General features: G+C 44.5%; 25 protein-coding genes. 7 read left to right on the forward strand and 18 right to left on the reverse strand.

Annotated features, from left to right (window positions below; genetic code table 11):
* The first annotated feature begins 230 nt into the window (after positions 1–230).
* Genes EJA10_RS08190 through EJA10_RS08200 form a run of 3 tightly spaced genes read left to right on the forward strand, consistent with a single transcriptional unit; the run spans position 231 to position 2,729 of the window.
* Positions 231–863, forward strand: coding sequence for an N-acetyltransferase (locus EJA10_RS08190; protein ID WP_125479527.1), 633 nt, complete (start codon positions 231–233; stop codon positions 861–863).
* A 49-nt stretch (positions 864–912) separates the two neighbouring features.
* Positions 913–1,560 carry an acetoin utilization AcuB family protein gene (locus tag EJA10_RS08195; protein ID WP_125479528.1) on the forward strand — a complete coding sequence of 216 codons (648 nt, stop codon included), beginning with the start codon at positions 913–915 and terminating at the stop codon, positions 1,558–1,560.
* Entirely contained in the window at positions 1,557–2,729 is a 1,173-nt protein-coding gene (locus tag EJA10_RS08200) for an acetoin utilization protein AcuC (RefSeq protein WP_125479529.1), read from the forward strand. The genes EJA10_RS08195 and EJA10_RS08200 overlap by 4 nt, the downstream gene beginning before the upstream one ends.
* Positions 2,730–2,924: 195 nt before the next feature.
* Here EJA10_RS08200 and EJA10_RS08205 read toward each other — a convergent pair whose 3' ends face one another.
* The 3 genes from EJA10_RS08205 to EJA10_RS08215 form a co-directional block, all read right to left on the reverse strand.
* Positions 2,925–3,728, reverse strand: a complete 804-nt coding sequence (locus EJA10_RS08205) for a membrane lipoprotein lipid attachment site-containing protein (RefSeq protein ID WP_125479530.1) — start codon at positions 3,726–3,728, stop codon at positions 2,925–2,927.
* A gap of 189 nt (positions 3,729–3,917) precedes the next feature.
* Complete coding sequence (ccpA, locus tag EJA10_RS08210) at positions 3,918–4,916, reverse strand: catabolite control protein A (protein WP_125479531.1); 999 nt, start codon at positions 4,914–4,916, stop codon at positions 3,918–3,920.
* 261 nt (positions 4,917–5,177) lie between these two features.
* Positions 5,178–6,251 (reverse strand): bifunctional 3-deoxy-7-phosphoheptulonate synthase/chorismate mutase, encoded by a 1,074-nt coding sequence (locus EJA10_RS08215; RefSeq protein WP_125479532.1) that lies wholly within the window; start codon positions 6,249–6,251, stop codon positions 5,178–5,180.
* 312 nt (positions 6,252–6,563) lie between these two features.
* On the opposite strand from EJA10_RS08215, the gene EJA10_RS08220 reads away from it, so the two are divergent.
* Positions 6,564–8,723, forward strand: coding sequence for a cell division protein FtsA (locus EJA10_RS08220; protein ID WP_125479533.1), 2,160 nt, complete (start codon positions 6,564–6,566; stop codon positions 8,721–8,723).
* Between the two features lie 23 nt (positions 8,724–8,746).
* Here EJA10_RS08220 and ytxJ read toward each other — a convergent pair whose 3' ends face one another.
* From ytxJ to EJA10_RS08235, 3 genes are all read right to left on the reverse strand, one after another.
* Entirely contained in the window at positions 8,747–9,076 is a 330-nt protein-coding gene (gene ytxJ, locus EJA10_RS08225) for a bacillithiol system redox-active protein YtxJ (protein ID WP_125479534.1), read from the reverse strand.
* Positions 9,077–9,202: 126 nt separating this feature from the next.
* Positions 9,203–9,703, reverse strand: a complete 501-nt coding sequence (locus EJA10_RS08230; RefSeq protein WP_246017720.1) for a YtxH domain-containing protein — start codon at positions 9,701–9,703, stop codon at positions 9,203–9,205.
* Positions 9,704–9,719: 16 nt separating this feature from the next.
* On the reverse strand, positions 9,720–10,205 hold the full coding sequence (locus tag EJA10_RS08235) for a DUF948 domain-containing protein (protein ID WP_125479535.1): 486 nt from the start codon (positions 10,203–10,205) through the stop codon (positions 9,720–9,722).
* Between the two features lie 253 nt (positions 10,206–10,458).
* On the opposite strand from EJA10_RS08235, the gene EJA10_RS08240 reads away from it, so the two are divergent.
* The gene (locus EJA10_RS08240; protein WP_125479536.1) at positions 10,459–11,574 is read left to right on the forward strand and encodes an aminopeptidase; all 1,116 of its coding nucleotides are present in this window, start codon (positions 10,459–10,461) and stop codon (positions 11,572–11,574) included.
* A 440-nt stretch (positions 11,575–12,014) separates the two neighbouring features.
* Here EJA10_RS08240 and murC read toward each other — a convergent pair whose 3' ends face one another.
* From murC to EJA10_RS08285, 9 genes are all read right to left on the reverse strand, one after another.
* Entirely contained in the window at positions 12,015–13,316 is a 1,302-nt protein-coding gene (murC, locus tag EJA10_RS08245; protein WP_125479537.1) for a UDP-N-acetylmuramate--L-alanine ligase, read from the reverse strand.
* Positions 13,317–13,559: 243 nt separating this feature from the next.
* Positions 13,560–14,663 (reverse strand): nicotinate phosphoribosyltransferase, encoded by a 1,104-nt coding sequence (locus EJA10_RS08250; RefSeq protein ID WP_125479538.1) that lies wholly within the window; start codon positions 14,661–14,663, stop codon positions 13,560–13,562.
* Positions 14,664–14,739: 76 nt separating this feature from the next.
* Positions 14,740–17,808, reverse strand: coding sequence for a DNA translocase FtsK (locus EJA10_RS08255; RefSeq protein WP_125479539.1), 3,069 nt, complete (start codon positions 17,806–17,808; stop codon positions 14,740–14,742).
* A gap of 203 nt (positions 17,809–18,011) precedes the next feature.
* A complete protein-coding gene (locus EJA10_RS08260) occupies positions 18,012–18,806 on the reverse strand; it encodes a DUF1444 domain-containing protein (protein ID WP_125479540.1) in 795 nt (264 codons plus the stop codon).
* A gap of 83 nt (positions 18,807–18,889) precedes the next feature.
* On the reverse strand, positions 18,890–19,204 hold the full coding sequence (locus tag EJA10_RS08265; protein WP_125479541.1) for a thioredoxin family protein: 315 nt from the start codon (positions 19,202–19,204) through the stop codon (positions 18,890–18,892).
* A gap of 227 nt (positions 19,205–19,431) precedes the next feature.
* Positions 19,432–19,872: a cell wall hydrolase gene (locus tag EJA10_RS08270; RefSeq protein WP_125479542.1), complete on the reverse strand. Its 441-nt coding sequence runs from the start codon at positions 19,870–19,872 to the stop codon at positions 19,432–19,434.
* Positions 19,873–19,951: 79 nt separating this feature from the next.
* Positions 19,952–20,458, reverse strand: a complete 507-nt coding sequence (locus EJA10_RS08275) for a hypothetical protein (protein WP_246017721.1) — start codon at positions 20,456–20,458, stop codon at positions 19,952–19,954.
* A gap of 162 nt (positions 20,459–20,620) precedes the next feature.
* The gene (locus tag EJA10_RS08280; RefSeq protein ID WP_125479543.1) at positions 20,621–21,148 is read right to left on the reverse strand and encodes a DUF84 family protein; all 528 of its coding nucleotides are present in this window, start codon (positions 21,146–21,148) and stop codon (positions 20,621–20,623) included.
* Between the two features lie 62 nt (positions 21,149–21,210).
* A complete protein-coding gene (locus EJA10_RS08285; RefSeq protein WP_125479544.1) occupies positions 21,211–22,284 on the reverse strand; it encodes a M42 family metallopeptidase in 1,074 nt (357 codons plus the stop codon).
* A 202-nt stretch (positions 22,285–22,486) separates the two neighbouring features.
* Between EJA10_RS08285 and EJA10_RS08290 the strand changes: the two genes are divergently transcribed.
* Positions 22,487–22,798, forward strand: a complete 312-nt coding sequence (locus tag EJA10_RS08290; protein ID WP_125479545.1) for a PepSY domain-containing protein — start codon at positions 22,487–22,489, stop codon at positions 22,796–22,798.
* A gap of 26 nt (positions 22,799–22,824) precedes the next feature.
* Here EJA10_RS08290 and EJA10_RS08295 read toward each other — a convergent pair whose 3' ends face one another.
* Positions 22,825–23,664 (reverse strand): YtnP family quorum-quenching lactonase, encoded by an 840-nt coding sequence (locus EJA10_RS08295; protein ID WP_125479546.1) that lies wholly within the window; start codon positions 23,662–23,664, stop codon positions 22,825–22,827.
* A gap of 329 nt (positions 23,665–23,993) precedes the next feature.
* Positions 23,994–24,638, reverse strand: a complete 645-nt coding sequence (gene trmB / locus EJA10_RS08300; RefSeq protein WP_125479547.1) for a tRNA (guanosine(46)-N7)-methyltransferase TrmB — start codon at positions 24,636–24,638, stop codon at positions 23,994–23,996.
* A gap of 162 nt (positions 24,639–24,800) precedes the next feature.
* Between trmB and EJA10_RS08305 the strand changes: the two genes are divergently transcribed.
* Positions 24,801–25,079 carry a YtzH-like family protein gene (locus EJA10_RS08305; RefSeq protein WP_125479548.1) on the forward strand — a complete coding sequence of 93 codons (279 nt, stop codon included), beginning with the start codon at positions 24,801–24,803 and terminating at the stop codon, positions 25,077–25,079.
* A 2-nt stretch (positions 25,080–25,081) separates the two neighbouring features.
* Here EJA10_RS08305 and EJA10_RS08310 read toward each other — a convergent pair whose 3' ends face one another.
* Positions 25,082–25,855 carry a phosphotransferase family protein gene (locus EJA10_RS08310; RefSeq protein ID WP_125479549.1) on the reverse strand — a complete coding sequence of 258 codons (774 nt, stop codon included), beginning with the start codon at positions 25,853–25,855 and terminating at the stop codon, positions 25,082–25,084.
* Positions 25,856–25,895: the final 40 nt, after the last annotated feature.

Genomic DNA, 25,895 nt, shown 5'->3' on the forward strand with positions numbered 1-25,895 from the left:
TATTTAATGAAATAAAAATTCAAATTTTATTGATATAATGCTTTTTAGTCCAGGGAACAGAAGATGTGTTCCCCTGCTCATTTTATTACATCTAATACACCTGCAAAATGCAGATTTGCATGTAGTAAAAATGAATATTTAAATACAGAAAATTTTGTGAAATCGCTTTTATCTGTTAGATTTTATGTATAATAGAATTATCGTTTGAATTGTTGACGGGTGGTGACTAAATGGAACATAAAAAGACTTATAACGCAAAAGAATTGAAAACTCCTCATGGCCGTTTGATCATTGAAGGCCCGATTTCTCCAGAAAAACTAGCAAGCTATGAATTTCATAAGGACCTGGTGGCATTCCGCCCTCCTGCCCAGCAGCACAAGGCTCTTGTCGAAATCGCTGGGCTCCCTGAGGGACGGATCATCGTGGCCCGTTTGGGTCATATGATCGTCGGGTATGTTACTTACCTGTATCCAGACCCGCTGGAAAGATGGTCTGAAGGCGGTATGGAAGATTTAATAGAACTGGGCGCGATTGAGGTCATCCCTGAATTCCGTGGATGGTCTGTCGGCAAGAATCTGTTGATTGTCTCGATGATGGACGATGCAATGGATGACTATATTATTATTACGACTGAATATTACTGGCACTGGGATTTAAAAGGTACCGGTTTGAATGTGTGGGAATACCGCAAAGTGATGGAAAAAATGATGAATGCGGGCGGATTGACCTGGTATGCAACAGATGACCCTGAAATCAGTTCCCATCCAGCAAACTGCCTGATGGCACGGATTGGAAAAAGGATACCAACCGAATCAATCCAACAATTCGACCAGCTGCGATTCATGAATCGTTTCATGTATTAATCCTGCATAGATTTTTTTACAGACCTCATCTATCAAGGAGGAAGGAACCATGATCGTCGAGGAAATTATGAAAAAGACAGTTACGACACTTTTTCCTGAAAATACGATTGCAGACGCGATCAAGCTGATGGCTGACCATAAAATCCGCCACATCCCTATTGTGAATTCAGATCATGCTGTCGTAGGACTCGTATCCGACCGTGATATCAAGGACGCCGCTCCATCTATATTTCACTGGGATGAACATAAAGGAGAACTAGACAACCCTGTTAAGTCCATTATGACAAGAGATGTGATCACAGGACATCCTCTCGATTTTGTCGAGGAAATCTCGGCTATATTTTATGAGCATAACATCAGCTGCCTGCCAATCATTAAAGATAAGAAGCTGGTAGGGATCGTCACCGAAACGGACCTGCTCCATACACTTGTCGAGCTTACCGGCGCCCACCAGCCCGGTTCGCAAATCGAAGTGAAGGTACCGAACAAGGCGGGAATGCTTTGTGAAATCGCGTCTGTGATCAGCATGCGAAAGGCGAATATCCAGAGTGTGCTCGTATACCCTGACCAAAAGGACGAACGTTATAAGATCCTCGTTGTCCGGATCCAGACAATGAACCCGATTGCGGTAATCGAGGATTTGAAGAAAGCAGGCCACCATGTTCTCTGGCCTAATCTTCCGGGGGTTTCATCATGAGCGACCGCTCTGTGTTTGTCTTTTCAGAAGAGCTGCTGAATTACCGTTTCAGCAGCCACCATCCTTTTAACCAAATGCGGTTGAAGCTTACGTTGGATTTGCTGCGTAAGACAGGTGCCATCGAAGATCAGCACATCGTGGCACCTCGTATGGCCACGGATGAGGAGCTTTACCTTGTCCATGACCCTAATTTTGTAAACGCTGTTAAGCTTGCAGGCCAGGGAAAGCTTAAGGGTGATACCGCAGAAGGCTATGGATTGGGAACGGAAGACACACCGATTTTCGCAAATATGCATGAAGCAAGCGCGCTGCTCGTCGGCGGCACCCTGACGGCAGTCGATCAAGTCATGAACGGCCAGGCGGAGCATGCACTGCACCTTGGCGGCGGCCTGCACCACGGCTTCCGGGGAAAAGCCTCAGGGTTCTGCATCTACAATGACAGCTCTGTCGCGATTAAATACCTGCAGGAAAAGTATAACGCACGCGTGTTGTATGTCGATACAGATGCCCATCATGGGGACGGCGTGCAATGGTCATTCTATGATGATCCGGATGTCTGCACGTTATCGATTCATGAAACTGGACGCTATCTTTTTCCGGGTACTGGAAATGTGAATGAACGCGGCCAGGGCAAAGGCTATGGATATTCTTTTAACATTCCGGTCGATGCCTTCACAGAAGATGAGTCATGGCTCGATGCCTACAGGACAGCACTGACAGAGGTGGCTGAATTTTTCAAGCCTGACGTCATCCTTACACAGAACGGCGCGGACGCTCATTATCTTGACCCTTTGACCCATCTGTCTTCCACAATGAAAATTTACAGGGAGATTCCGAAGCTCGCGCATGAAATCGCCCATAAGTATTGCGGCGGAAAATGGATTGCAGTAGGCGGCGGAGGCTATGATATCTGGCGTGTAGTGCCAAGAGCCTGGTCCCTGATCTGGCTTGAAATGATTGAAAACTCAAACTCTTATGGCAGCTTGCCGCAGGATTGGATTGATCAATGGAAGGATAAAGCACCGGTTGAACTACCGAGAGAATGGGACGATCCAGATGGTTTATATCCGCCTATCCCTCGCAAACCTGAAATCACGGAAAAGAATGCCCAAACCGTTGAGAAAGCATTGTACCCAATCCGCACAAGCAAAAAGTCTGAAACAGTATAAGTATCAAACCTCCATATTTTATAGCGCTTGGTAAACCCGACATATTATTTCATTCATCAGATCATAAAAAATCGCTTAACATTCGTTAAGCGGTTTTATTATTATAGTTATAAAAGTTAGCATGAATGTCCGTCTATTTATGGACCAGGCACCCCAAAGAAAAAGGAATTCATATTCCTTCTCTGCTTTTCATTTTTATCTGACTGAAAGAATATGCTTAGTATCTTCGGACAATTCATCGAATGAGTTAGTTTTAAGGAAAGCAATCCATTCGTTCTCCAATTCTTCTGCACTCTTTACATATATATTTTCCAGATTGCTTTCGATATTGATCGATTTGTATAGTTCTTCGAATTTATCCATCCCATAGGTATCAATAAGGAAGGTGGAGAAGGAAGAAATCTGATTAGCAGCAACCCAATAATCATCTCCATTGACCACGTTTTGCTCATAACCTGAGGAAGTGAATAACTCCTCTATAGGGTACTGACAATCATGTTCAAGACAAAATTTCATAATGCTGTGAGATTCTTCATAAAATGAGTTAGTGTATTTTTCCTCGAAATAATTTGCGAGACCGTCACGCACAAATTCACCACTAAAAGAGTAGTCGTAAGGAGAAAGTATAGCATTCAAAAGGAGCACATAATAAAATTGGGTTTCATCAGTAGCATCGTATAGCGTAATCTTGTTTTCTTCGTTATGGGATTCGTTGTATGTAGTTTCATCATTTCTTAAAAGAGTTACCCACACCCCTTGAAGATGAAGGATATTTGTTTCCTTTTCAAAGTTTTTCATCACTTTTCTAAATTGAGCAGTGATGTGATCGATCTCTTTTTTCGTATATCCTCCTTTGTTTTCGATCCTAAGGGTCACCTTCTGCTCATCCCCAATAATGACTGTTAGGGTCTCATCTTTTTGGAAACCCATTTCCTTCTCAGCTTGGCTGCAACCACTTAAGAATAATAATAAAGAAACAAAAATAATGATTTTCTTCATAGCATGAGACCCCTTATCCGTATTGGAAATTAATAACCATCTCATTTTATAATATCAGGGTTTCAGTTAAAGAGAATAGAAATTTTAAATGTGTGATTGAAACAAAACCGATTTTTCAGAAATTGCAGGTCAACTAAAAGCTTTAACATAAATAAAGCCCCTGCAGCGTGCTGCGAGGGGCTTCTCAGCTTATTTCGTTGAATTTCGGTGCTCGATTCGATGCGGAAGGACGACAATATTCTCGTCCACTGACTCTTTATTCATGTACTTCGTCAGCAGGCGCATGGCAACTGCTCCGATATCGTATAAAGGCTGTACGATGGTTGTCAACTGCGGACGCACCATATGCGTAAGCCTTGTATTGTCAGAACTGATGACTTCGAAATCCTCCGGCACATTGTAGCCGCGGTCGAATGCTCCATGAACCACGCCAAGTGCCATTTCATCGGAACCGACAAGGATGGCGGTTGGTTTCGTTTCCAACTCAATGATCCTTTCAATTGCTTCAAGGCCTGAGTCATACGTATAATCACCTTCAACAACCAGTTCTTCCCTATAGTCGATGCCGGCATCGCTTAACGCACGTTTGTATCCTTCCAGCTTCTTGTCCCTGTTGATTGGTTCATGATGCGGCCCAATGACAAACGCGATTTCCTTATGTCCCTTTTCAATGAAAGCAGATACTGCATCGAATGTTGCCTGTTGATAATCGATGTTGACAGACGGAATTTCACCCGTTTCCTCGATCGATCCAGCGAGGACGATCGGTACCGGGGATTTTTTGAATTCTTCCACGTGCTCTGCTTTGACATTTCCGCCCATGAAGACGATACCGTCAACCTGTTTTCCAAGCATGGTGTTCAGCAGGTGAAGTTCTTTTTCAATATTTTGATCGGAATTACTCAAGATAATATTGTATTTATACATCGTGGCGATGTCTTCAATACCTCTTGCAAGCTCAGCAAAAAACGGACTTGAAATATCCGGGATAATGACGCCGACCGTAGTCGTCTTCTTGCTTGCCAGACCACGTGCAACGGCGTTCGGACGGTAGCCAAGACGGTCAATGACCTCCATTACCTTTTTCCTTGTGGCTGGTTTAACATTTGGGTTACCATTGACAACACGTGAAACCGTTGCCATCGAAACGTTCGCTTCTCTTGCAACATCATAAATCGTGATGTTCATCTATTTCACTCCTTCAAATAATAAACGGCGATTTTCATTTAGTTTACAGCAAATATTGCATCCATAATCATTTTTTAAGTTTGTGATTATATGTACAAGTTTAAGTATGTTATTAATGATACGATATCCTCATCAATCCCGCAATCTGAAGTGCTTATTTTTACGACATTTTTATCTGGTTCTATAAAAATTACTTACCCTTAAATGTGATTGGCAAAAACATCAAAAAACCTTCCTGTCACAAACAGGAAGGTTTTGCAATTATACTCTTACGAATGGCGTCGACTTCAGACCGTTCAAAAATTCGTCGAACTGCTTTAGATCCATTTGCTGGGCATTGTCTGACAGTGCTACAGCCGGGTCTGGGTGTACTTCTGCCATAACGCCGTCTGCACCGATGGCAAGCGCTGCTTTAGCCGCTGGCAGCAGCAAGTCTCTTCTGCCTGTTGAATGGGTAACGTCCACCATGACCGGCAGATGTGTTTCCTTTTTAAGAATAGGTACAGCCGAAATATCAAGTGTATTTCTAGTTGCGCGTTCATACGTACGAATTCCCCGTTCGCAAAGAATGATCTGGCCATTGCCCTGGGCCATAATATATTCAGCTGCGTTGATGAATTCTTCAATCGTGGCAGCTAGTCCGCGCTTCAGTAAAATTGGTTTGTTCACAGCACCAGCAGCCTTCAAAAGTTCAATGTTCTGCATGTTCCTGGCACCGATCTGGATGACATCCAGGTAGTCCACGGCAATTTCTATATCCGCAGGAGTCACGATTTCACTGATGACAGCCATGTCGTACTCATCAGCAACTCTTTTCAGGATTTTTAAGCCTTCCACGCCAAGCCCTTGGAAGTCATAAGGAGAAGTCCTAGGCTTAAAAGCACCGCCGCGGAGCATTTTGAAGCCTTTTGCCTTAACGGCTTCGGCAACAGTCGCAACCTGTTCATATGACTCTACAGAACAAGGTCCGAAAACGAAATCCGGTGTACCATCCCCGATTTTTAAGCCCTTAATATCAATGATCGTATCCTCAGGCTTTTTCTTCCTAGAGACAAGAAGTGCCTTGCGGTGGTCATCAGACTGGAGCTCAAGGCCAGCCTTGAATATTTCCTTAAAAATATGTTCGACCGTCGAGCTTTCAAAAGGACCGTCATTGTTTTCCTTTATCAAATCAAGCATTTCCCTTTCACGCACAGGGTCATAACGGTACACACCCTGTGTTTCTTTTGCGCGGCCAATTTCCTGGACGAGCAGGGCTCTTTCATTGATTAATGATAAAAGCTGTAAATTCAATTCATCTACTCGATTTCTTAGCTGGTCTAGATTTTTGCTCATTTTTCCGTCCCGTCCTTTCGGAATTCATTTTAGCCCTACCTTAGGGGATCATCAAGAAAAGTGTCCCCACGGCCTGCCATGGAAAGATGTTTCTGAATCTTCTTTATAGCACTAGCATTGTGTGGTACATTTTTCTTATAGAGACTTGATTGCTCTTTCACATGATAATGCTACTACGCGCTAAAGCTGTACAATTTGATAAAGGTAATTATATCTGAATTGAAATGAATTGTCACGCAATTTTCTTTAACAATTAAACGCTTTTAAGTGATAAAGCATCGTATGAGACCAAAAATGAGAAGGTGCACGAATTTGCATACAAACAAAAAGCTGTTTGCTCTTGATATTGGAACACGTTCCGTTGTAGGAATAATCCTTGAAGAATCCAATGGACGCTATGAAGCAATTGATCTTCTTGTCCGTGAACATAAGGAAAGGTCGATGCTCGATGGCCAAATCCATGATGTCCTGTCTGTATCTGAGATCATTAAAGAGATAAAAGAAGAATTGGAATCCACTCATGGTCCGCTTGAAAAAGTCTGTGTAGCAGCTGCTGGCCGCGCTTTGAAAACTGAGCGTTCGAAAGCAGTTGTAGATATATCCGGAAAGCCTATGTTCTCGAAGCAGGACATCCTCCATCTGGAATTAACTGCGGTCCAGCTGGCACAGGCTTCCGTGGCGGATGAAAATGTACATGAAAAGAGCCACCATTATTATTGTGTCGGATACTCTGTACTTTATTACCAGCTTGATGGAGAGGAAATTGGCAGCTTGATCGACCAGCGAGGGAATGAAGCCTCAGTCGAAATCATTGCGACCTTCCTTCCTAAGGTTGTCGTGGAGTCATTGCTGTCTGCCCTGGACAGAGCCGGCCTTGAAATGGAGGCCCTGACACTTGAGCCAATCGCTGCCATCAATGTCCTGATCCCGGCTTCGATGAGAAGATTGAACGTAGCACTTGTAGATATTGGCGCGGGCACCTCGGATATCGCCCTGACTGATGAAGGAACAGTCATTGCCTACGGGATGGTGCCTGTCGCCGGGGATGAAATCACGGAAGCGGTGAGCGATGAATTTTTGCTGGACTTCCCTCTTGCTGAGAAAGCAAAGCGGGAATTGCTCGTAAAGGATGCAATCATGGTGACAGATATTCTTGGTTTTGAAACAGAAATAAGCAAGGATGAAGCTGTGAACAGGATTGCCCCGGCAATCGACCGACTGGCTGATTCGATTGGGGAAGAAATCCTAAGGCTGAATAATGAAAAATCTCCTAAAGCAGTCATGCTTGTTGGCGGGGGGAGTCTCACTCCTGAATTGCCCAAAAGGCTTGCCAATAAGCTGAACCTGACGGAAAACAGGGTCGCTATCCGCGGCCTTGATGCCATCTCGTCTGTTACCTTTGCAGAGCACATACATAAAGGACCTGAATTGGTGACACCAATCGGGATCGCGATCGCAGCCAAGCAATCCCCTGTTCAATACCATACTGTATATGTAAACGGGCAGCCTGTGAGATTATTCGAAGTCAATAAATTGACAGTGGGTGATTGCCTGCTCGCTGCTGGCATTAAAATGAACAAGCTGTATGGCAGACCAGGACTGGCGATGATTGTAAGCCTGAACGGCAAAAACATCACCATTCCTGGCAAGCATGGACAGCCGCCTGTTTTATTAAAAAATGGTACTCCATGCACTTTCGATGACAAAGTGGACGGCGGTGACGAGCTTACTGTCATCAAAGGTGAAGACGGTGAGAGAATTAAGCTTACCCTGGAAGAACTGATTGGGGAACTGCCAACAAAAACGGTCATCATAAATGGAACCAGATATGAAGTCGGTGCCCGATTGGAATGCAATGGCATTCCAGCAGCTCTTGCCCGCGAGGTTGAGGATAGGGACGATATCATTTTTAAGATGCCGCATACGCTCGAAGAGTTGATGAAAGAATTGAATTTAGCAGAACTGCTGCATGACAGCAGACCATTTTATCTTAACATCGATGGAACAGAATTCAAGATCAATGAATTTACCGGGAAGGTCTACGTTAATGGCAGCAAGGCAGATCTTAAGGCCCCATATGAACATCTTGATGACATACGTTTCGAAAAAGGACGTGTGCCTGCACTGGACAATTTGATTGACATACTTGGTCTCAACGCTGCTGAAACATTACCAGTCTTTTTCAACGGCCAGACATTGCAGCTTGAAAAAGAAACCATCCAATTTTTCCGCCAGGACATCAAATTGGATCTTAAAGATATCATCCATAACGGTGACCTGCTCATAACGAAGCAGAAAGAGGCTGGATCGTTCATCTTCCAGGATATTTTCAATTATGCCCATGTGGACATTCCTTCGGACAGCGTTGGGTTCACATTGATGAAGAATGGAGAAAAGACTGGGTTCGATGCCTTGCTTCAGCCAGGAGATGAGCTGAAGATAGTTTTTGAAAATAGAATAAGTCAAAAATAAAAAAACATCCCTGGGATGTTTTTTTATTGTACATTTTCTTCTTTTGCAGCAGCAAGAGATTTTGCCGTGATTTTAAAATGAGAAGCATGCCATGCAACATCTGAATTCACAAATAAGATCGCCTGAGGTGATTCATGTTTGACATGGAATTTTTCGGCGATATGGTTTGAAAGGTCTCGGGAATCCTGTACTGTCAGATAATACAGATTTTCGTTTCCGTTTGCCTCAAATTTAGCGTATTCATCGTACCCTGCCCCACTGATTGGGCATGTAGTGCTGTGCTTCAGCATGAAGAACGTTTCACCTGATTCGACCAGCTGATCAAACTGCTCGATGGAATCAATTTTTTGCATGATCTTCTCTCCTTCATCAATAAAAACTTTTTTTGCATGAATCGTTGGTACTGGCCAACTTTCCTTGTAAAAAAGCGTAAATAAACGGTGAAGTAATCTTACCACTTCACCGTTTGGATGACAAACTTACTGATTCAGTTTGCTTTCTGTTTCATCGAAAGCCTTTTGCGTTTCTTCAAGCTTCTTTTGGATTTCTTCGCCTGTAGCGGTATGGGTTTGAGCCATGGAGCTCGTTTCTGCCATTGACGTTGGCACCTCTTGAAGCTCTCCTTCAGGTCCGCCGGCATCCTGTGAAGTCTCGCCGTTCTTGTTTGTCATGTCTTTCACTTTGTTGACGATGGTGGAAGACTGCTGGGAAACAGTTTCCTTTAGACCGCTTGCCTTATCCTTTGCGACAGAAGCAAGGTCAACCCCTTTGGTCTTAAGTGTAGACGTTTGCTCATTAAGCGTGCCTCTCAGCTCTTTCCCGGATTTTGGAGCCAGCAAAAGTGCTGCGAGCGCACCGGCAAGTCCGCCGACGATTGCACCGGTCACGAAATCCTTGGAATTGCTGCTGCTCTCCCTCGTTGTTCCGTATCCATCATACTGATTCTGTTCACGATACTGATTCTGGTCTCTGTTCATCATTTATCTCCACCTTTCTTTAATACCTAACTCGTTCACGCTCACGCTGCCTGGCTACCATCTCTTCACCTTGCATCTGATGGTCAATCCTGGCTGTTTTTTTTGACTGCCACTTATCCTTTAATTCAAGGAACACATTGCTCCACTGGACAACCTGGCTGATCTTGTCCTTATTTTTGTCAATCTGAAGATCCACCATCGTCTGGACGTTATGGATGGATTGGTTGAATCTCTGAACAGAATTTCCTACATCCTTAACAGCATTTACGACACTGTTCAAGCTTTCAGATTTTCTGGAAATATCGTCGGCCAAATTGTTTGTCTTGTGCAGAAGCTCCGTTGTTTCACGAGTGACTCCATCCAACTGCTTCTCCAGGCCATCAAGCGTGCCTGATACACTGTCTAAAGTTGTTTGTAAGGATTTTAGTGTCTTGGAAAGCGAGACTACCAAAACTAAGAATGCGATTGCTATAACAGCAACACTTAAATACAAAATAATTTCCACTGTTTAAACACCTCCGTTAGCATATGTACATTTTACCCCGCATAATACGACGTAAACCATCTTGTCCAATAAGTATTTCAATATGGACAATCCCTTTTCCTTCCTGAATAAGAATATCTTTCTTATCGCGGAAAATCCAGCGATAAAATCAATTGTTTTAAGTAGCTCTCTAAACCGAAAAAAAGTACAAAAACTCACGTTTCGGTTACAATATGGTTATGTGCTTTATTTTAAATTTTAGGAGTGATTCAGATTGAAAGATCCACGTATTCAAACACTCGCGAAAAACCTGATTAATTATTCGGTTAAGCTTCAAAAAGGCGAGAAAGTCCTTATTGAAAATTTCGGGCTACAGCGCGAGCTTGTGACGGCCCTTGTAAAAGAAGCATATGCAGCTGGCGGCTACCCATTTGTTTCATTGAAGGACCATCAGGTGGACCGTGCCCTATTGATGGGTGCACAGCAGGAGCAATTCGATATGATTGCAGACTTTGAAGCAAACGTGATGAGCAAAATGGATGCTTATATCGGCCTGCGTTCCGGTGACAACATCAATGAACACGCTGATGTTCCGGCAGACAAGATGAAAATACACGGCGGCACAGTTGGCAAAAAAGTACATAGGGATATTCGCGTTCCAAAAACAAAATGGGTAGTGCTTCGCTATCCGAATTCAGCTATGGCGCAGCTCGCAAAGATGAGCACGGAAGCCTTTGAGGATTTCTATTTCGATGTCTGCAACCTTGACTATGGAAAAATGGGCAAGGCGATGGACAGCCTGGTAGAGCTGATGAACCGTACAGACAAGGTTCGTATCACCGGACCTGGAACCGACTTAAGCTTCTCCATCAAGGACATTCCGGCTGTAAAATGTGCTGGCGAACTGAATATTCCCGATGGTGAAGTTTACACTGCTCCGGTCCGCAACTCCGTAAACGGTGTCATCACATACAATACGCCATCACCTTATCAGGGATTCACATTCGAAAATGTTAAGCTGACCTTCAAGGATGGAAAAATCGTGGAAGCCACATCCAATGATACTGACCGTATCAATAAAATCTTTGACACAGATGAAGGCGCACGCTACATCGGGGAATTCGCAATTGGCGTCAACCCATACATCCAGCATCCAATGCAGGACATCCTGTTCGATGAAAAAATCGACGGCAGCTTCCACTTTACTCCTGGACAGTGCTATGACGATGCGTTCAATGACAACCACTCCAATATCCACTGGGATATGGTCAACATCCAGCGCCCAGAATACGGCGGCGGAGAAATTTACTTTGATGACGTTTTAATCCGCAAAGACGGACGATTCGTCATTGCTGAATTAGAAGGGTTGAACCCTGAGAACCTTAAATAATAGAGAATAGAGAAGCAAGGTGGATTACCCAGTCCGGAAATAATAGTTGAACCAAATTTGAAGATCATACAAGGCAGTATTTAGCTGCTCGAAGAAGAAAGTTGACCAGGGTAATGAGCACTATTCAAAATGACAAAAAGGATGGTGTGTTCTGACCGCATTCCCTTAATATGATGATCAGAGTTTCCTAAAGTTAGAAAGCTCTGTTGTTTGAAGTGGAAGGTGCGCAGACTCCGGCGGGATCCAGCTGGACAGGTGAGACCCCGCAGGCGCCAACGACGGTGAGGAGGCTCACCGCCAGTCCCGCGGAAAGCGAAGCGCCTGGAACGGAAATCAACGACACGATTTTCCCCCAAACAAAATACGAAGACTAAGATAAGCGGGTTTTTAGTGTTTGTTATCAGTCAAAAAAAGGATGCAGCCACTCGGCTGCATCCTTTTTAGACTTGCAATTGATTTTCATAAGCTTCCTGGAACTTCTGGATATCCCCAGCGCCCATGAACAGGATTACGCCGTTTTCATGCTCCTTAAGGCGTGCTGTATCTTCCTCAGTGATGATTTCTGCATCATCGATCTTCTCTTTAAGGTCGGTAATCGACAGTTTGCCATGAATCTCACGGGCAGATCCGAATATTTCACATAGATATACTTTATCTGCCATATTCAGGGTTTCAGCGAATTCATTCAAAAACGCCTGGGTCCTTGTGAAAGTGTGAGGCTGGAATACTGCGACAATCTCACGATCAGGATACTTTTGCTTCGCCGCTTCGATTGTCGCTTTGATTTCTGTAGGATGATGTGCGTAGTCATCAATGATGATCTGGTCCGCAACCTTCTTTTCAGAGAATCTCCTTTTAACGCCTTCGAATGTTTCAAGCTGCTCCTGAATGACCTTGGACTCAATATTTTCGTAATGGCATAAAGCAATGACAGCCAATGAGTTCAGTACATTGTGATCGCCGTAAGCTGGAATTGAGAATGTATCATAGAACGTATTCCGGACGAAAACATCGAAAGTAGTTCCTTCAGTCGACTTGATGATATTACGGGCCTGGAAATCATTTTCTTCCCCAAATCCGTAAAACACAACTGGCACCTTCGCCTGGATTTTCTGCAGCTGCTCATCATCGCCGCAGGCAAAAATCCCTTTTTTGACTTGCCATGCCATCTCCTGGAAAGCAGAAAAAACGTCATCAATATTAGCGAAGTAATCCGGATGGTCAAAATCGATATTCGTCATGATCGCATAATCCGGGAAATACGAAAGGAAATGGCGGCGGTACTCACATGCTTCGAAAACGAAGTATTGAGCATCCTTGTCGCCTTTTCCAGTTCCATCGCCAATCAGGAATGAAGTTGGCTTGGCTCCTCTCATCACATGGGCCAGCAAACCTGTCGTCGAGGTCTTTCCATGGGCCCCTGTAATTGCTACACTGGTGAAATTCTGCATGAAATCACCAAGGAAACGGTGGTACCTGACAATTGGCAGGCCAAGTTTCATTGCCTCCTGAATCTCCTCATGCGTATCAGGATAGGCATTGCCGGCGATGATCGTCATCCCGGGCTGTATATTTTCCTTATTAAACGGAAGGATCTTTATTCCGGATCTCTCAAGGGCCACCTGGGTAAAAAAGTGCTTGTCATAATCGGAGCCCTGTACCTGATAATCCATATCATGGAGAACTTGAGCTAACGCACTCATTCCAGACCCCTTTATACCTACAAAATGGTAAATAGTCATATAAAGAACCTCCAACAACGTCTGTATGTAACACAGTATATGACAGATATCCCGTTTTGCTCATTTCGCCTGTCCATCACTGCCGGTGCAAACAAAACGGTTCTATCTATCGCGTTTTTCATATATTGAATCATTATACCATCATTATGATAAATAACACAGTTTCAGTAAAAAGCGCCATTATTCATAAAAGTACATTTTCCCTTTTATCTCTGTTTCTAAACTTGATGCTTCCAAAAACATTTATGAAAACTCAACCTTTTCAAGCCTTGGATTCGGTCTGTATTTCCTTCCTGACTTCGCCTGGTGTTTACCATTCAGCATGACATTGTCACCAGTAAACCCAATTTGCAATTTCAGAAGGCTGCCGCCGACACCATACATGTCGACAGGCACTTTATTCTTTTCAAACTCGAGAATCCGTTTTTCATTGAAGCCGCCGCTGACGACAATTTTAACATGGTGAAAGCCCTCATCATCCAGCGCTTTTCGAAGAGCGAAAATCAACTCGGCATTTACTCCCCTTGGATCAAAAGTGCCAAGCAGATGCTGGTTGCGCAGGAAATACTGATCGATCAGCGTACGGGAGGTATCTACCCTGACGCCCTTCAGCTTTTCGCCGAATGCTCTCGCAACCTTCAATGAATCTGTGACCGCATCATTATTATAGTCTACGAGGGCAATGAGATCATCATTTGGAAAGGTCTCATGATAGGCCTTTGTAGCCGCAACGATATCGCCATTGAACAGCTGGATCAATGCGTGCGGCATCGTGCCAATCCCCTGTTTCCCCCACCACTCGTTCATTGCATGCGTAGCCTGGGCCGTCGCTCCGCCTATATAGGCAGCGTACCCATCCCCAGCCTGTGTTGTGTAATGATCGTCACGGTCACCCATGAAGATCACCGGTTTTTGCTGGCCTGAATAACTCGCGGACTTGACGACATTGTAGACATTTGTGGACACGGATGTCCTTCTTGCCAGGATCCCGTCAATGATCCCCTCGAGATAGCCAAAGCTCTGATAAGGTCCCTTGATGGTCAGGACCGTTTCGAATGGAGCGATTTTATCTCCATCTTTGAGTGAGTATATCTCCAGTTCCTCCGGATTGTCGGCGAATGTCTTCACAAGGGCAATGACTTCATCTGTCCCGCAAAGTACGGCTTCATCCTTTTGGAAAAACTGCATCGTAACTATATTATCTTCGTGATACTTCTTGACAAGCTCACGTGTCTTAAGAAAATACACGGCTGAAAACCAGCCATCCCTGATCCTTTCATCAAACTTGAAAGTATGGTTGGTCAAACGGCTGATTTTCCCCTGCATCTTCAATTCAATTTCTTTCATCCAAAAAGCTCCTTCAATAACAACCAAGGTCTATATATCCTTATTATTCGTACATGCAAGTAAAGAATACCATTTATTAATTGAATGTACTAGTTTCCTGGAGGGATTCCAAATCCTCAGCTGTGATCAGCACATCCCGCGGCTTGCTGCCCCGCCCTTCAGAAATGAATCCTTGCTGTTCCATCATTTCGATCAGGCGTGCAGCCCGATTATATCCAATCTTAAAACGGCGCTGAACGCTTGATGTAGAAGCACCGCCCTGGTCGATGACAAACTCACATGCTTCATAAAAAAGTTCGTCCTCATCTTCGGTTACTTGTGCCTTCTTCATCAGCTCCTCTTGCTCGAACAAGTATTGCGGAGCACGCTGATCGCGTACAAAAGCGACAATATCATCGATTTCATTATCGGTTACGAATGTCCCCTGCAGTCGGAAAGGCTTTGATGAGCCATTTTCCAGGAATAACATATCCCCGCGCCCAAGCAGCTTTTCTGCCCCGCTTATATCAATGATGGTCCTTGAATCCACCTGTGAAGAAACAGAGAAGGCAATCCTTGTAGGAACATTCGCCTTAATCAACCCGGTAATGACATCCACGGATGGGCGCTGAGTGGCGATAATCAAATGGATTCCACAGGCACGGGCCTTCTGGGCTATGCGGCAGATGGCTTCTTCTACATCTCCCGGTGCCATCATCATCAGGTCAGCAAGCTCGTCGATGACAATCACAATAAACGGAAGCTTCTCCGAGAAGCGGCGATGCTTGATCGCCAGTTCGTTAAATCTGTTAATATCACGGACGCCTGTATGGGCGAACAGCTCATATCGGCGTTCCATTTCCTCCACAGCCCATTTTAGCGAGGCTGTTGCAGCTTTCACATCAGTAATGACCGGACTGACCAGATGCGGAATCTGGTTGTACGGAGCCAATTCAACCATCTTCGGATCGATCAGCAGCAGCTTTACATCGTCCGGATGGGCTTTGTAAAGCAGGCTGACGAGCATCGTATTGATGCAGACACTCTTCCCTGATCCCGTTGCTCCGGCAATCAGTCCATGCGGCATTTTTTTTAGATCGGTGACAATTGGATTACCAGCAATGTCCAGCCCCAGTGCGACCGAAAGTGGCGAATCCTGGTCAAGGAACCCACCCGACTGGATAATCTCGCTCAACAGGACCGGCCTGCTTGAATGGTTAGGCACCTCGATCCCGATCGTGTGCTTTCCGGGAATCGGCGCTTCGATACGAATATCTTTCGCTGCAAGGCTGAGCTTGATATCATCTGATAGATTGGTAATCTTATTGACCTTGACCCCTGGTTCAGGCTGAACCTCGAAACGGGTGACGGATGGTCCCTGTGTTACATTTACGACTCTCGCCCCTACGTTAAAATTCCTCAAGGTCTCATTCAGCATATGCTCCTGTTCCCCCAGCCATTCTGGATCTGGCGCCTTGAATACCGGAGGATTCAACAAGTCAAGCGGCGGGAAGTCATATTCCGCGGCCGGATGGACTTCATGCTGTGCTGGGTTGACACTGACTCGAGCGTCCTGGCTGCTCACATGTGGAATTGACGTATGAGAAGCTGCAATCACAGTATCTGCTGGTTGGGCAGTTGCAGAAGCTGAAATCTCAGTGCCTGCTGGCTGGGCAGTTGCAGAAGCTGCGTGTACTGGCGGCTCTGAAACCTTTTCACCTAATGGGGCTTGTTGCTGTGCTGATGACGGAGCAGTATTCTCTGCAGCAGTCTGCTCTTCTGCCATACCTTTAGCTGGAGACAGATTTTCTGAAGCAGACGGCTTTTGGTCAGAAAATGCCTCATTCCCCTGTTGTGCAGGATTGGCTTCCTTATTCATCGCACCAACCTGCCCTCCCTCGTCTATTCTGTCTTTTTCCGACATGAATGAAGGATATTTTGACATTTTGCGCTCTTCCCATTTTCTTTTGTCCTGCTTCAGCATGATGACATTGAAAGGAAGCTGCCTTTTCGGCTCTGCAGGCTTTTCTGCCGTTTCTATATTCAGCTCATTGTATTCATCTTCTGTTTCTTTTACTTGCTGGGGAACATGATGCTCGTGTTCAGACGAAGGTTCGTCATCTGCCACTCTGACATCTACCATTCCCTCTAATTCTTCTGCTGCTTCAGAATCTGACTCAAGAGAAGGCATGGATTCCTCTACTGCTTCAGAATCAGTCACAAAAGAATTAATGGATTCTTCATGTGCTTCAGCATCCTTAAGTTCCTCTAAGTATTGTCCAGCTTCAACAATGCCTGGTTCTTGATCCATTTCCGGTGACTCTATGGATTTTGGTTCAGTTTTATGCTCTTTAGCAATGATTAAATCCTGACCTGGCTCCAGATTGAGAATATGGTCGATAGCTTCCGTCTCAAGATCAAACTGCTCCTCATGATCGAGTTCGGATATTTCAGTTTCTGGTGATTCTGCAAGATCGTCTTCTATGTAAAAATCCTGCACCTCATCAGCATCCGATTTTTTTACTTCTGACAATGCTTCTGTTGCTATGGCATTGTAAATTCTATCATTCTCTTGAACCTCAGGAACTTCATTTTCAAAGCCTGTCAGTTCATACTCAACCTCTTCCTTATTCATTTCAGGCTGAGTTTTAACAGGCGGCCTGTTATAAGCATAGATAGGTGACGGGATTTCAGTCGGTTTGAATGGCTGCCTGAACTTCGGGCCGCTATCTTTGCGGTGTTCAAATTTGAACTTTGGTTCTGGTTTAGCAGCCTTTTTGGGCTGGATTTCTTTTTCAGGCTCAGGGCTTATAGTGCGGCCAAGATTCTTTATAGGCTCGTTTCGCTTGCCTGAAGCAGAATGGCTGCCCGTTTGCCGTTCATTTTTTATTCGCAATGAACCATGTTCGGTAATGAATGGTTTTACTTCTTCAACAGGCATCGGCTTTACTTGGCGTTCCTTCTTGCGTTCAACTTTCAACTCTTCATCCGGAATAAGCGGAAAACGAAATTGCCCTTTCGGATACTGATATAAAACTTTGGCTTCTATATCCTTTTTTTGCGCCCGTTCTGATTTAGGACTCTTCGCAACAGGCTGTTCTTGTTCGCTATCATCAAAGTCATCGTCATTTTGGAACCTCGTGAAAATCTTTTTAATCCAACTCAATTAAATCATCTCTTTCTTTCGCATTTCATTTATTATTTTAACAGTAAATCCATATTTTTCGAGATAAATTGAAAGAATGAGCATTTTTTACGAGATAAATACATTTTGAAAAATGAACTTTCGCCTTATATATTTACATAACCTGACAACAGATGAACAAAAAGGAAAAAAGCCCGTTCTGCCGGGGCTTTTCCTTATGTTCATTATTCTTTTTTCGTCTTGCCTAAAATAAATATCGGCTCCAGTTCCCCGTTTTCGTATAGGAAACTCAGGGCCGTAATCGGTACTCTTCCGCTTGCGAAAAAGCTCATGGTCATCTGCGCCAAAATGTCATAACCCGTATTATTTTCCACATCCGCGATAATCAGCACATCCTGATGGGGAACGGCAACAGCCATACTTCCCTTCATCCTTTTCTTCATTTCATTCAGAAAACTTGTGTTCAGGATCCTGCTGGCATCATAGCCATCATTCGAATTGAGGAAATAAAAGGTATTGCCTGCCACCCTGTCTTCCTTCAGTTTGACCGTAAGCGACCGGACATTGAATAACGCCGTTTCCCTGACCTGCTTCTCTGACCAGCCCTCTTTTTTCAGAAGCCTGGAATCAATCAGCCTGTACGTAGTGCCAAGGTCCAGAGCATAATAAATCCTGGTTTCCGCAGTGTGATCATCATAAAGGAATGGTATACCTTCCTCCGCTTCAGCCGGAAAAGACGTCGACCGAATGACAGGAAAAATGTTTTTCTCCTTACCGGAAAGCTCAATCTGGCTTTCCATCGCATTCAGGCCTTCCGACACATAATAGACGACCTCATCGATCGCCTTCTCCTTCTGATCCTGCCACTTGGCGACAATTCCTGGCAGAGCGATCGTGATTCCCCGTCCAGTGTTTTTATTTTCAATCCTCAACTGGTCCTTTTCCCGGTCATAGGCAAAAGTCCGGTCAGGATGCTGAAGGCGCTCCTCAAGCTCTTTCCGCATTTTTCTGCTGTCCATAATGAATCCTCCATTTCTTCCGGAGTTGCTGCAACCCATTTTACATGAAATTTCCCTCCACCTCAAAAGATGGAGGGAAATGATTAGGCCAGGCTTTCGATGAAGTTTTCGATTTCCTGCTGCGTCTTCCGGTTCTTGCTGACAAAACGGCCAAGCTCTTTTCCGTTGTCATAGGCGATAAAGCTTGGAATGCCAAACACATCAAGCTGGATGCAGAGGTCGATGAAATCATCACGATCCACCGAAACGAACACGTACTCACTATACTTATTTTCAATTTCCGGAAGGACCGGTTCAATCACACGGCAATCCGGGCACCAGCCCGCCGTGAATAAAAATATATGTTTACCATCGTTTTTCAACGCTTCAAACTGTTCCATTGACTCCAAGTTTTTCATCTATTGATCCTCCTGGTAAAATCTCATTGTCTCCACTTATTTTACCCATCCGCCGGTAAAAAAGAAACTAATGTGATTTTGGTCCCCTGCAGGCGACTTGATGGAGGTTGGGGGATGTTCGAGTAATACAGGCTGGAAGTGCTCTCCCCTTATTTTGAATGCAAATACCCGCTCCTGGCAACTGTGCCGGAAGCGGGTCACTATTTTTTTCTATGAAGTTCGAACGCTTACCATCTATAAGCGCCTTCACATGTATTGGCAATAGGTTCGTAGTAACAGTGTTGTTTGTATTGTCCAGTAAACGGTTGATTGTACCAGGTGGGTGGGCACGGGGCATAGGGATTGAAATACCAAAGAGCATGTTTGGATGGATGCTGCCACCAATAATCAAGTGTCTGTTTCGCCAGCTTTTTCTCTGCGCTTCTTGCCCGGTTATAAAAAACATTTCCTTTTTGCACTGCTTCGAATGAATAGTTTCCTCCCTGGATGTGAAAGATCACATCATAAATGGACCTTAGTTCCTTAAAGTCCAAGCAATTAGCTTTCAGCCGATTAACGATCACATTGCCAACCATGAGCATCCCCAGCGGGCCCTCCCCTTCTGCTTCAGCCCTCATCATCCTTGCCACTAATGCAACATCACTGTCCTTATATTTCACTCTTGGCATTTTATCACCTCTTCAAAAATGTATTACCAAGAGCCTGTCTTCATGTGAACAAAAAGAAAAACGCCATCATTGGACGGCGTTATTTTACGGTAACGGAATTGGCGATCTTCATCATTGCTTCTGCATCTTCTTTGACGTTTTCGGTTTCGGTGGTCAGTTTGACTCCGCCTATTCCGACAATCAGCTGATAGCCATGATCTTCTTTCAGCTTTTTGACGAGCATATAGCCGAATTTTCCGTTTTCTGTGAATGTTTCGTTTGCATCCCATGCTGATTGCTGCTTCACGGTTGATTCGTAGACAACTTTGCTGTCTTCTTTTTCATGCTGATTGTAAAAAAGGATGTAGGTCTTGGAGCCATCCTTAAGCAGTACATTGTTTGGCTGTTCTTCTTCAACTTCAACCCCTGCAGGCAAATAATAATCTATGTCTTTAGTACTATTGTTTGTTTTTTCAGGTTCGCCTTTAAAGGTATTTGCCACTTCCTCTTTTATTTCCGCTTTTTGTTCCGGAAATGAGGAAGAACAGGCACTCAGCAGAAATGCACCCATGAGAACAAGCGCAAATGCCAGTTTGGACTTCATCATACTTTTTTCCCCCTTGCTAAGGACTAAGGACTTACCACTTCTTTTCTATCATAACGTTCTTGCTTAATGGGTGACAAGGCTTGTATAGTACTTTTTGTTGGAATTTATAGCATTTTTCAGAAATTTGTCGAGAAATCTGGCATAAATAGAAAAAAAGACAGCTCAGTCTGTCTTTTTTTCTTGACCTATTTGATATTCATATTGTCCGGCGAGCAGTTTCATGACATGCAGGAACATTTCGCTGCGGTTAATTTGGCCATTTGTAAAAATGCCGACGGCCCCTTCATTTTTACGGACGTTCTTATTCATTGCATATTCGTCCATAACCGGACCAAGTTCATCTCCTGCCAATAACTTGTTCGCTACCTCATTTGGCAGCGGCAGCCTGGCTCCACCTGCAATGATTGGTTCCCGTCCGCTGACGGCTAGCGCTCCCCAATTGCAAAGCATCAGCCCGTATGGAGTCTGCTGAACTCCGCCCTCAAGCCCTATGCCTATTTCCGCATTGCCAAGATCGGCCGCCTGTATCGCCCTGTTGACTGCCCCTTTAATCGTTTCCTCGTCTGACATAGGCTGTGCACTTACCCCTGATTCGGCATCGACCGAAACGATTTCATATGGTAAATGTTTAAAAGCTTCCTTTACTGCATTGATTTTAGCAGGGTTTTTGGACCCGACAGCCACGCGCATGTTATATCCACCTTTCTTTCAATAAAAAAGGAGCAGTTTCAGGCTGCCCCTTTCATCATTGTTTAGCTATTTTTTTTGATTGTTTCCACGGTTGTCTTATCGGCAGCTTTGACCAGCTTGACGAGCAATTCCTTAGCTGCTGCATAGTCGTCAACATGGATCATTGATGCTGCTGTATGAATGTAACGTGAGCAGATGCCGATGACCGCACTCGGAACTCCCTGGTTGGAGGTGTGTACGCGTCCGGCGTCTGTTCCGCCCTGTGAAACGAAATACTGATATGGGATATTGTGCGTTTCAGCCATATCCAGGATGAACTCTCTCATTCCGCGGTGTGTCACCATTGAACGGTCAAGAATTCTTAAAAGAGTTCCTTTGCCAAGTTGGCCAAATTCGTTTTTATCGCCTGACATATCGTTAGCCGGGCTGGCGTCCAGTGCGAAGAAAAGATCCGGGTCGATCATGTTGGCTGCTGTCTGTGCACCTCTTAAACCAACTTCTTCCTGAACGGTTGCTCCTGAGTACAGCATATTCGGCAGTTGGATATCCTTCGTTTCTTTTAACAATTCAACCGCAAGTCCGCAGCCATAGCGGTTATCCCATGCCTTCGCAAGAATCTTCTTTTCGTTTGCCATCGGGGTGAACGGACAAATAGGAACGATTTGCTGGCCTGGCTTGATGCCGGTCTTGATGGCGTCTTCCTTATCGTCTGCTCCGATATCGATCAGCATATTCTTGATTTCCATTGGTTTATTGCGCTTTGACTCATCCAGAAGATGAGGCGGAATCGATCCAATGACACCCGTTACCGGGCCATTATTTGTAATGATCTGCACTCGCTGGGCTAGCAACACCTGGCTCCACCAGCCGCCAAGAGTCTGGAAGCGGATCATCCCGTTCTTGGTAATGGAAGTGACCATGAATCCGACTTCATCCATATGGCCGGCGACCATGATTTTAGGACCAGTCGGGTCCCCTTTTTTCACGCCGAAAACACTTCCCAATTTATCCTGGATCAGTTCGTCGGAGTACTGTTCCAATTGTTCACGCATGAATTTGCGCACTGCATGTTCATTGCCAGGTGCCCCAGGCAATTCTGTCAAAGTCTTAAACAGGCTTAACGTTTGCTCGTTCATTTAACTGCTCCTTCTCTCGCAAAAATTTAGATTTGCTAAACATTATGTATACACTTCATTTTACAGAACATTCTTTATGCTTGCCAGTCTTATTCCTGACATACTCGTTTTTTTCTGATTCATTATTCCTTTGCTCAGACTGATGGATTTGTTATGATGAAGATATCATTAAATTCCATATATAACCTTGGAGGTCCCGACTATGAACTGGAAAGCCTTTATCATTGGCGTTGGTGCCGGACTCGCAGGTGCTTATGCTGTAAAGGAACTTGCATCACAAAAAGAAACTGTCTCAGCAGACAGGGTACTGAACCAGGCAAAGGCCGCTTTCAAAAAATCAGGCCCAATCAGCGGCTCATGGATCAATATGACGGCAGAGCCATATTCCAAACCGCCAATTGAATATCAGGTTTACAAAGGCGGGATCTCCCGCAATGTAGACGGAAAGGTTGAGCAATATGAATTTATCGCCGATGCTTCCACTGGAGCGATTCTTGATGCTTATCCATTGTAATGAGGGATAGACCTGCGTATGCAGGTCTATTTTTTTCGCTCCAGTGCTTCCTTGATTTTTCCGTCTTGATCGAATTGGACGGCTCTGTACACCGTATCATGGTAAAAAGTGAACCAGGCATTCCTGCTGATCCCGTACTCCAGCCACTTCTCCTTGGCAAAAATGGAATCCATCGGGTAATCGTCATACGCCATAACCCACAGTGGATTCTGGTGCGCATGGGTTGGCATGATATCGGCCATATGAACAACGGTCACATCTTCGTCCTCAATGATCAGGATGGAATGGCCGTCACTGTGTCCCCCGGTGTGTACCATCTTGATTGGTCCATAACTCCACTCCTTATCAAACGCCTCAACCTGCTGCTGTATTCCCTGCCAGTTTTCCTTCCAGTATGTACTCTTTGAACGGATATTCGGGTTCTGCATCTCATTCCATTCTACCTGTGATGTAATGATCCTCGCATTCGGGAAAACGGAAGTAAGCTCCCCGTCCTTCTCCTTCGTCAAGCCGCATGCATGGTCAAAATGCATGTGAGTCATCAAAACATAATCAATATCTTCGGGTGTTAGTCCTCGACTTTCAAGCTCTGCCTCAAGGCTGGATTCTTCAAGAACACCAAAATTCCGCTTCTGCTTCTCATTCAGTTTTCCATTCCCGATGCCGCTTTCAATCAGGAAATTCTTCCCCTCGGCCTGGATCAAAATCGGATCCGTGCGCAGCTCAATCTGGTTATGGTCATTCACAGCATATTTTCTTGTCCAAAGCGGTTTCGGGACAACACCGAACATTGCTCCGCCATCCAGATGAGTGACTCCGCCATTCAGCCATTCAAGCTTTATATTTCTTAATTCCAGCTTTTCCAAACGCCATTCCCCCTCTTTTTCTTGATTGTAACACTCGTGTTTGAAATTTTTAAATAATTTGGACGCTATTCGTAGCAATGGGAGGGAACAATCAGTTGAATCTTTATTTTTTTCCAGCAAATTTGCGGTGGGAAAATTATTTATTGGCGAAAATTCTTTTTTATTGGCGATGTTCACAATTTTATTGGCGAAAATCTGATTTTATTGGCGAAACTACCTGCTTTATTGGCGAAAATCGATTTTTATTGGCGAACTGGAAAAAACCCTTGAAAATTTCCAATTTTCCCGCATGCAAAAAACCCGATCGGCAACATCGATCGGGTTCAAGTTTATTTCGTTTGGAATTGCACTTCACAACGGTAAATGCGGCTGCCGCGTGAGGAGAATTTTTCTTCGTATTCCGTCATGATATTGCCTTCATAGTCGCTTTTATGCAGGTCAAGGCTGACATAGTTCAGCTTCATGCCGTAATGCGAAAAGCTGACAAGAGAGTATTCGAACAGCCCCTGGTTGTCTGTCTTGAAGTGGATTTCTCCGTTCTTGATCAGGATGGATTCGTACACTTCAAGGAAGGATTTGAATGTCAGTCTTCTTTTTTCATGGCGTGTTTTCGGCCATGGATCGGAGAAGTTCAAATAAACACGGCTGACATCGCCACTTGCAAAATATTTGGCAAGCTCTGCGCCATTCACGTTCATCAGCTTGCAGTTTGGCAGGTCCTCTTCAATCAGCTTGTCCAGCGCGCTGACGATGACGCTCTCCTGCAATTCGATGCCGATATAGTTAATGTCGGGGTTTGCTTTTGCCATCCCAGTGATGAATTGTCCTTTACCTGTTCCAATTTCAATATGGAGCGGCTGGTCTTTTTCGAAAACCTGGCCCCAATTTCCACGGTATTGTTCCGGCTCATGGACAACAAAATTCGAGTATTGCAGCAATTTATCTTTAGCCCATGGCTTGTTTCTTAATCTCATATTATTGACACCTCTGTACTATTTTCATTCGTTTCAAACAATATCATGCAACCCATATGTTTTCAAGGTGAAATTTATCCTGGCAAGCGGTCAGATGCATAAACACAAAAAGGAATCCACAATCTATATGTGAATTCCTTTTAAAACGAAAGGGTGATCACTGTGCCGTTAAGCCACCATGACCAGGTAAATTTATTAAAGGATATATTAAGCAACCAGCAGACTGACTGCTGCGGATCGGTCGCGGAGTATCAACAGCTGGAGCGCCTGATCAAGTCTTTGATGGTCAATGCGAATGTTGACGGAAACATCAAATCGATTCTGCAGGATGTCTATCAGTACAGCCAGAACGGAATCAATTCCTCTGATCTGGAACAGCATATCCAAACCAATCAGGGACAATTATCCCAATGGGTTAATGATATTGGACAATTCTCATAAAATTAGATAAGTGCTTTTAAAAAGTCAATCCATTTTTCCATCTCAGGAATGCGGTTCTGGTTTTTATGCCACTGGATCGATGAAAGTGACTGTGCCAGTGCATACCATTTCATACGAAGCTTAAGTCCATCGGTAAGGATTAGGCCATACTTGTTCAGCCATTCCTCCCATTCTTCTTCAGGAATGTAGGAATACAGCAGAAGTCCAATGTCGATGGCAGGATCCGCGATCATGGCCCCGTCCCAATCGATCAAATACAACTGGTTGTCTTCTGTTAGCAGCCAGTTGTTATGATTCACATCACAATGGCAGACAACCTTTTCCCCGAAATCCACACGGCCAACGTTCTCAAACAGAAAACTCATCGATGCAATCACTGCGGGTTTTGCTCTTAGTTCCTCATCCAATTCCCCGTTCAGAGCATGAAGGAGCATATCGGGATTCAACGGGCTTTTCCCTAGCCTGGTAAGCATCCCAAGGAGCGGTTCTGACGCATGGATTTTCTTCAGCAGCTTCGCCACACGGTCATCATTCATGTCCGCAGGTTTCAGCTCTCTGCCATTCATCCATTGCTGCGCCGTTATAACATCTCCGTTTTCTAACCTTTTAGTCCAAACAAGTTTGGGTACGATTCCTTCTGCGGAGAGTACAGCAAGAAAAGGGGATGAATTACGTTTTAGAAACAGCCTTTGTTCTTCATGCTGTGCGAAATATGCGGCACCGGTTGCACCGCCTGCAGGAACGATTTCCCAATCCTGTCCAAATAAATGTTCCAAAGTTAGTCACCTTCATTTATCACTATTTCCTTTATGCTAA

Source organism: Mesobacillus subterraneus (assembly GCF_003937825.1).
Taxonomy (GTDB): domain Bacteria; phylum Bacillota; class Bacilli; order Bacillales; family Cytobacillaceae; genus Mesobacillus; species Mesobacillus subterraneus.

Bases quoted from the DNA above. Each gene is read 5' to 3' on its own strand.
- EJA10_RS08290 (WP_125479545.1), top strand. From the start codon at position 22,487: ATGAACTGGAAAGCCTTTATCATTGGCGTTGGTGCCGGACTCGCAGGT.
- EJA10_RS08200 (WP_125479529.1), top strand. From the start codon at position 1,557: ATGAGCGACCGCTCTGTGTTTGTCTTTTCAGAAGAGCTGCTGAATTAC.
- EJA10_RS08250 (WP_125479538.1), bottom strand. From the start codon at position 14,663: ATGAAAGAAATTGAATTGAAGATGCAGGGGAAAATCAGCCGTTTGACC.
- EJA10_RS08215 (WP_125479532.1), bottom strand. From the start codon at position 6,251: ATGAGCAAAAATCTAGACCAGCTAAGAAATCGAGTAGATGAATTGAAT.
- EJA10_RS08260 (WP_125479540.1), bottom strand. From the start codon at position 18,806: ATGGACAGCAGAAAAATGCGGAAAGAGCTTGAGGAGCGCCTTCAGCAT.
- EJA10_RS08275 (WP_246017721.1), bottom strand. From the start codon at position 20,458: ATGATGAAGTCCAAACTGGCATTTGCGCTTGTTCTCATGGGTGCATTT.
- ccpA (WP_125479531.1), bottom strand. From the start codon at position 4,916: ATGAACATCACGATTTATGATGTTGCAAGAGAAGCGAACGTTTCGATG.
- EJA10_RS08195 (WP_125479528.1), top strand. From the start codon at position 913: ATGATCGTCGAGGAAATTATGAAAAAGACAGTTACGACACTTTTTCCT.
- EJA10_RS08285 (WP_125479544.1), bottom strand. From the start codon at position 22,284: ATGAACGAGCAAACGTTAAGCCTGTTTAAGACTTTGACAGAATTGCCT.
- EJA10_RS08270 (WP_125479542.1), bottom strand. From the start codon at position 19,872: ATGCCAAGAGTGAAATATAAGGACAGTGATGTTGCATTAGTGGCAAGG.
- EJA10_RS08280 (WP_125479543.1), bottom strand. From the start codon at position 21,148: ATGCGCGTGGCTGTCGGGTCCAAAAACCCTGCTAAAATCAATGCAGTA.
- EJA10_RS08230 (WP_246017720.1), bottom strand. From the start codon at position 9,703: ATGATGAACAGAGACCAGAATCAGTATCGTGAACAGAATCAGTATGAT.
- EJA10_RS08205 (WP_125479530.1), bottom strand. From the start codon at position 3,728: ATGAAGAAAATCATTATTTTTGTTTCTTTATTATTATTCTTAAGTGGT.
- EJA10_RS08190 (WP_125479527.1), top strand. From the start codon at position 231: ATGGAACATAAAAAGACTTATAACGCAAAAGAATTGAAAACTCCTCAT.
- EJA10_RS08265 (WP_125479541.1), bottom strand. From the start codon at position 19,204: ATGAAAAACTTGGAGTCAATGGAACAGTTTGAAGCGTTGAAAAACGAT.
- murC (WP_125479537.1), bottom strand. From the start codon at position 13,316: ATGACTATTTACCATTTTGTAGGTATAAAGGGGTCTGGAATGAGTGCG.
- ytxJ (WP_125479534.1), bottom strand. From the start codon at position 9,076: ATGCAAAAAATTGATTCCATCGAGCAGTTTGATCAGCTGGTCGAATCA.
- trmB (WP_125479547.1), bottom strand. From the start codon at position 24,638: ATGAGATTAAGAAACAAGCCATGGGCTAAAGATAAATTGCTGCAATAC.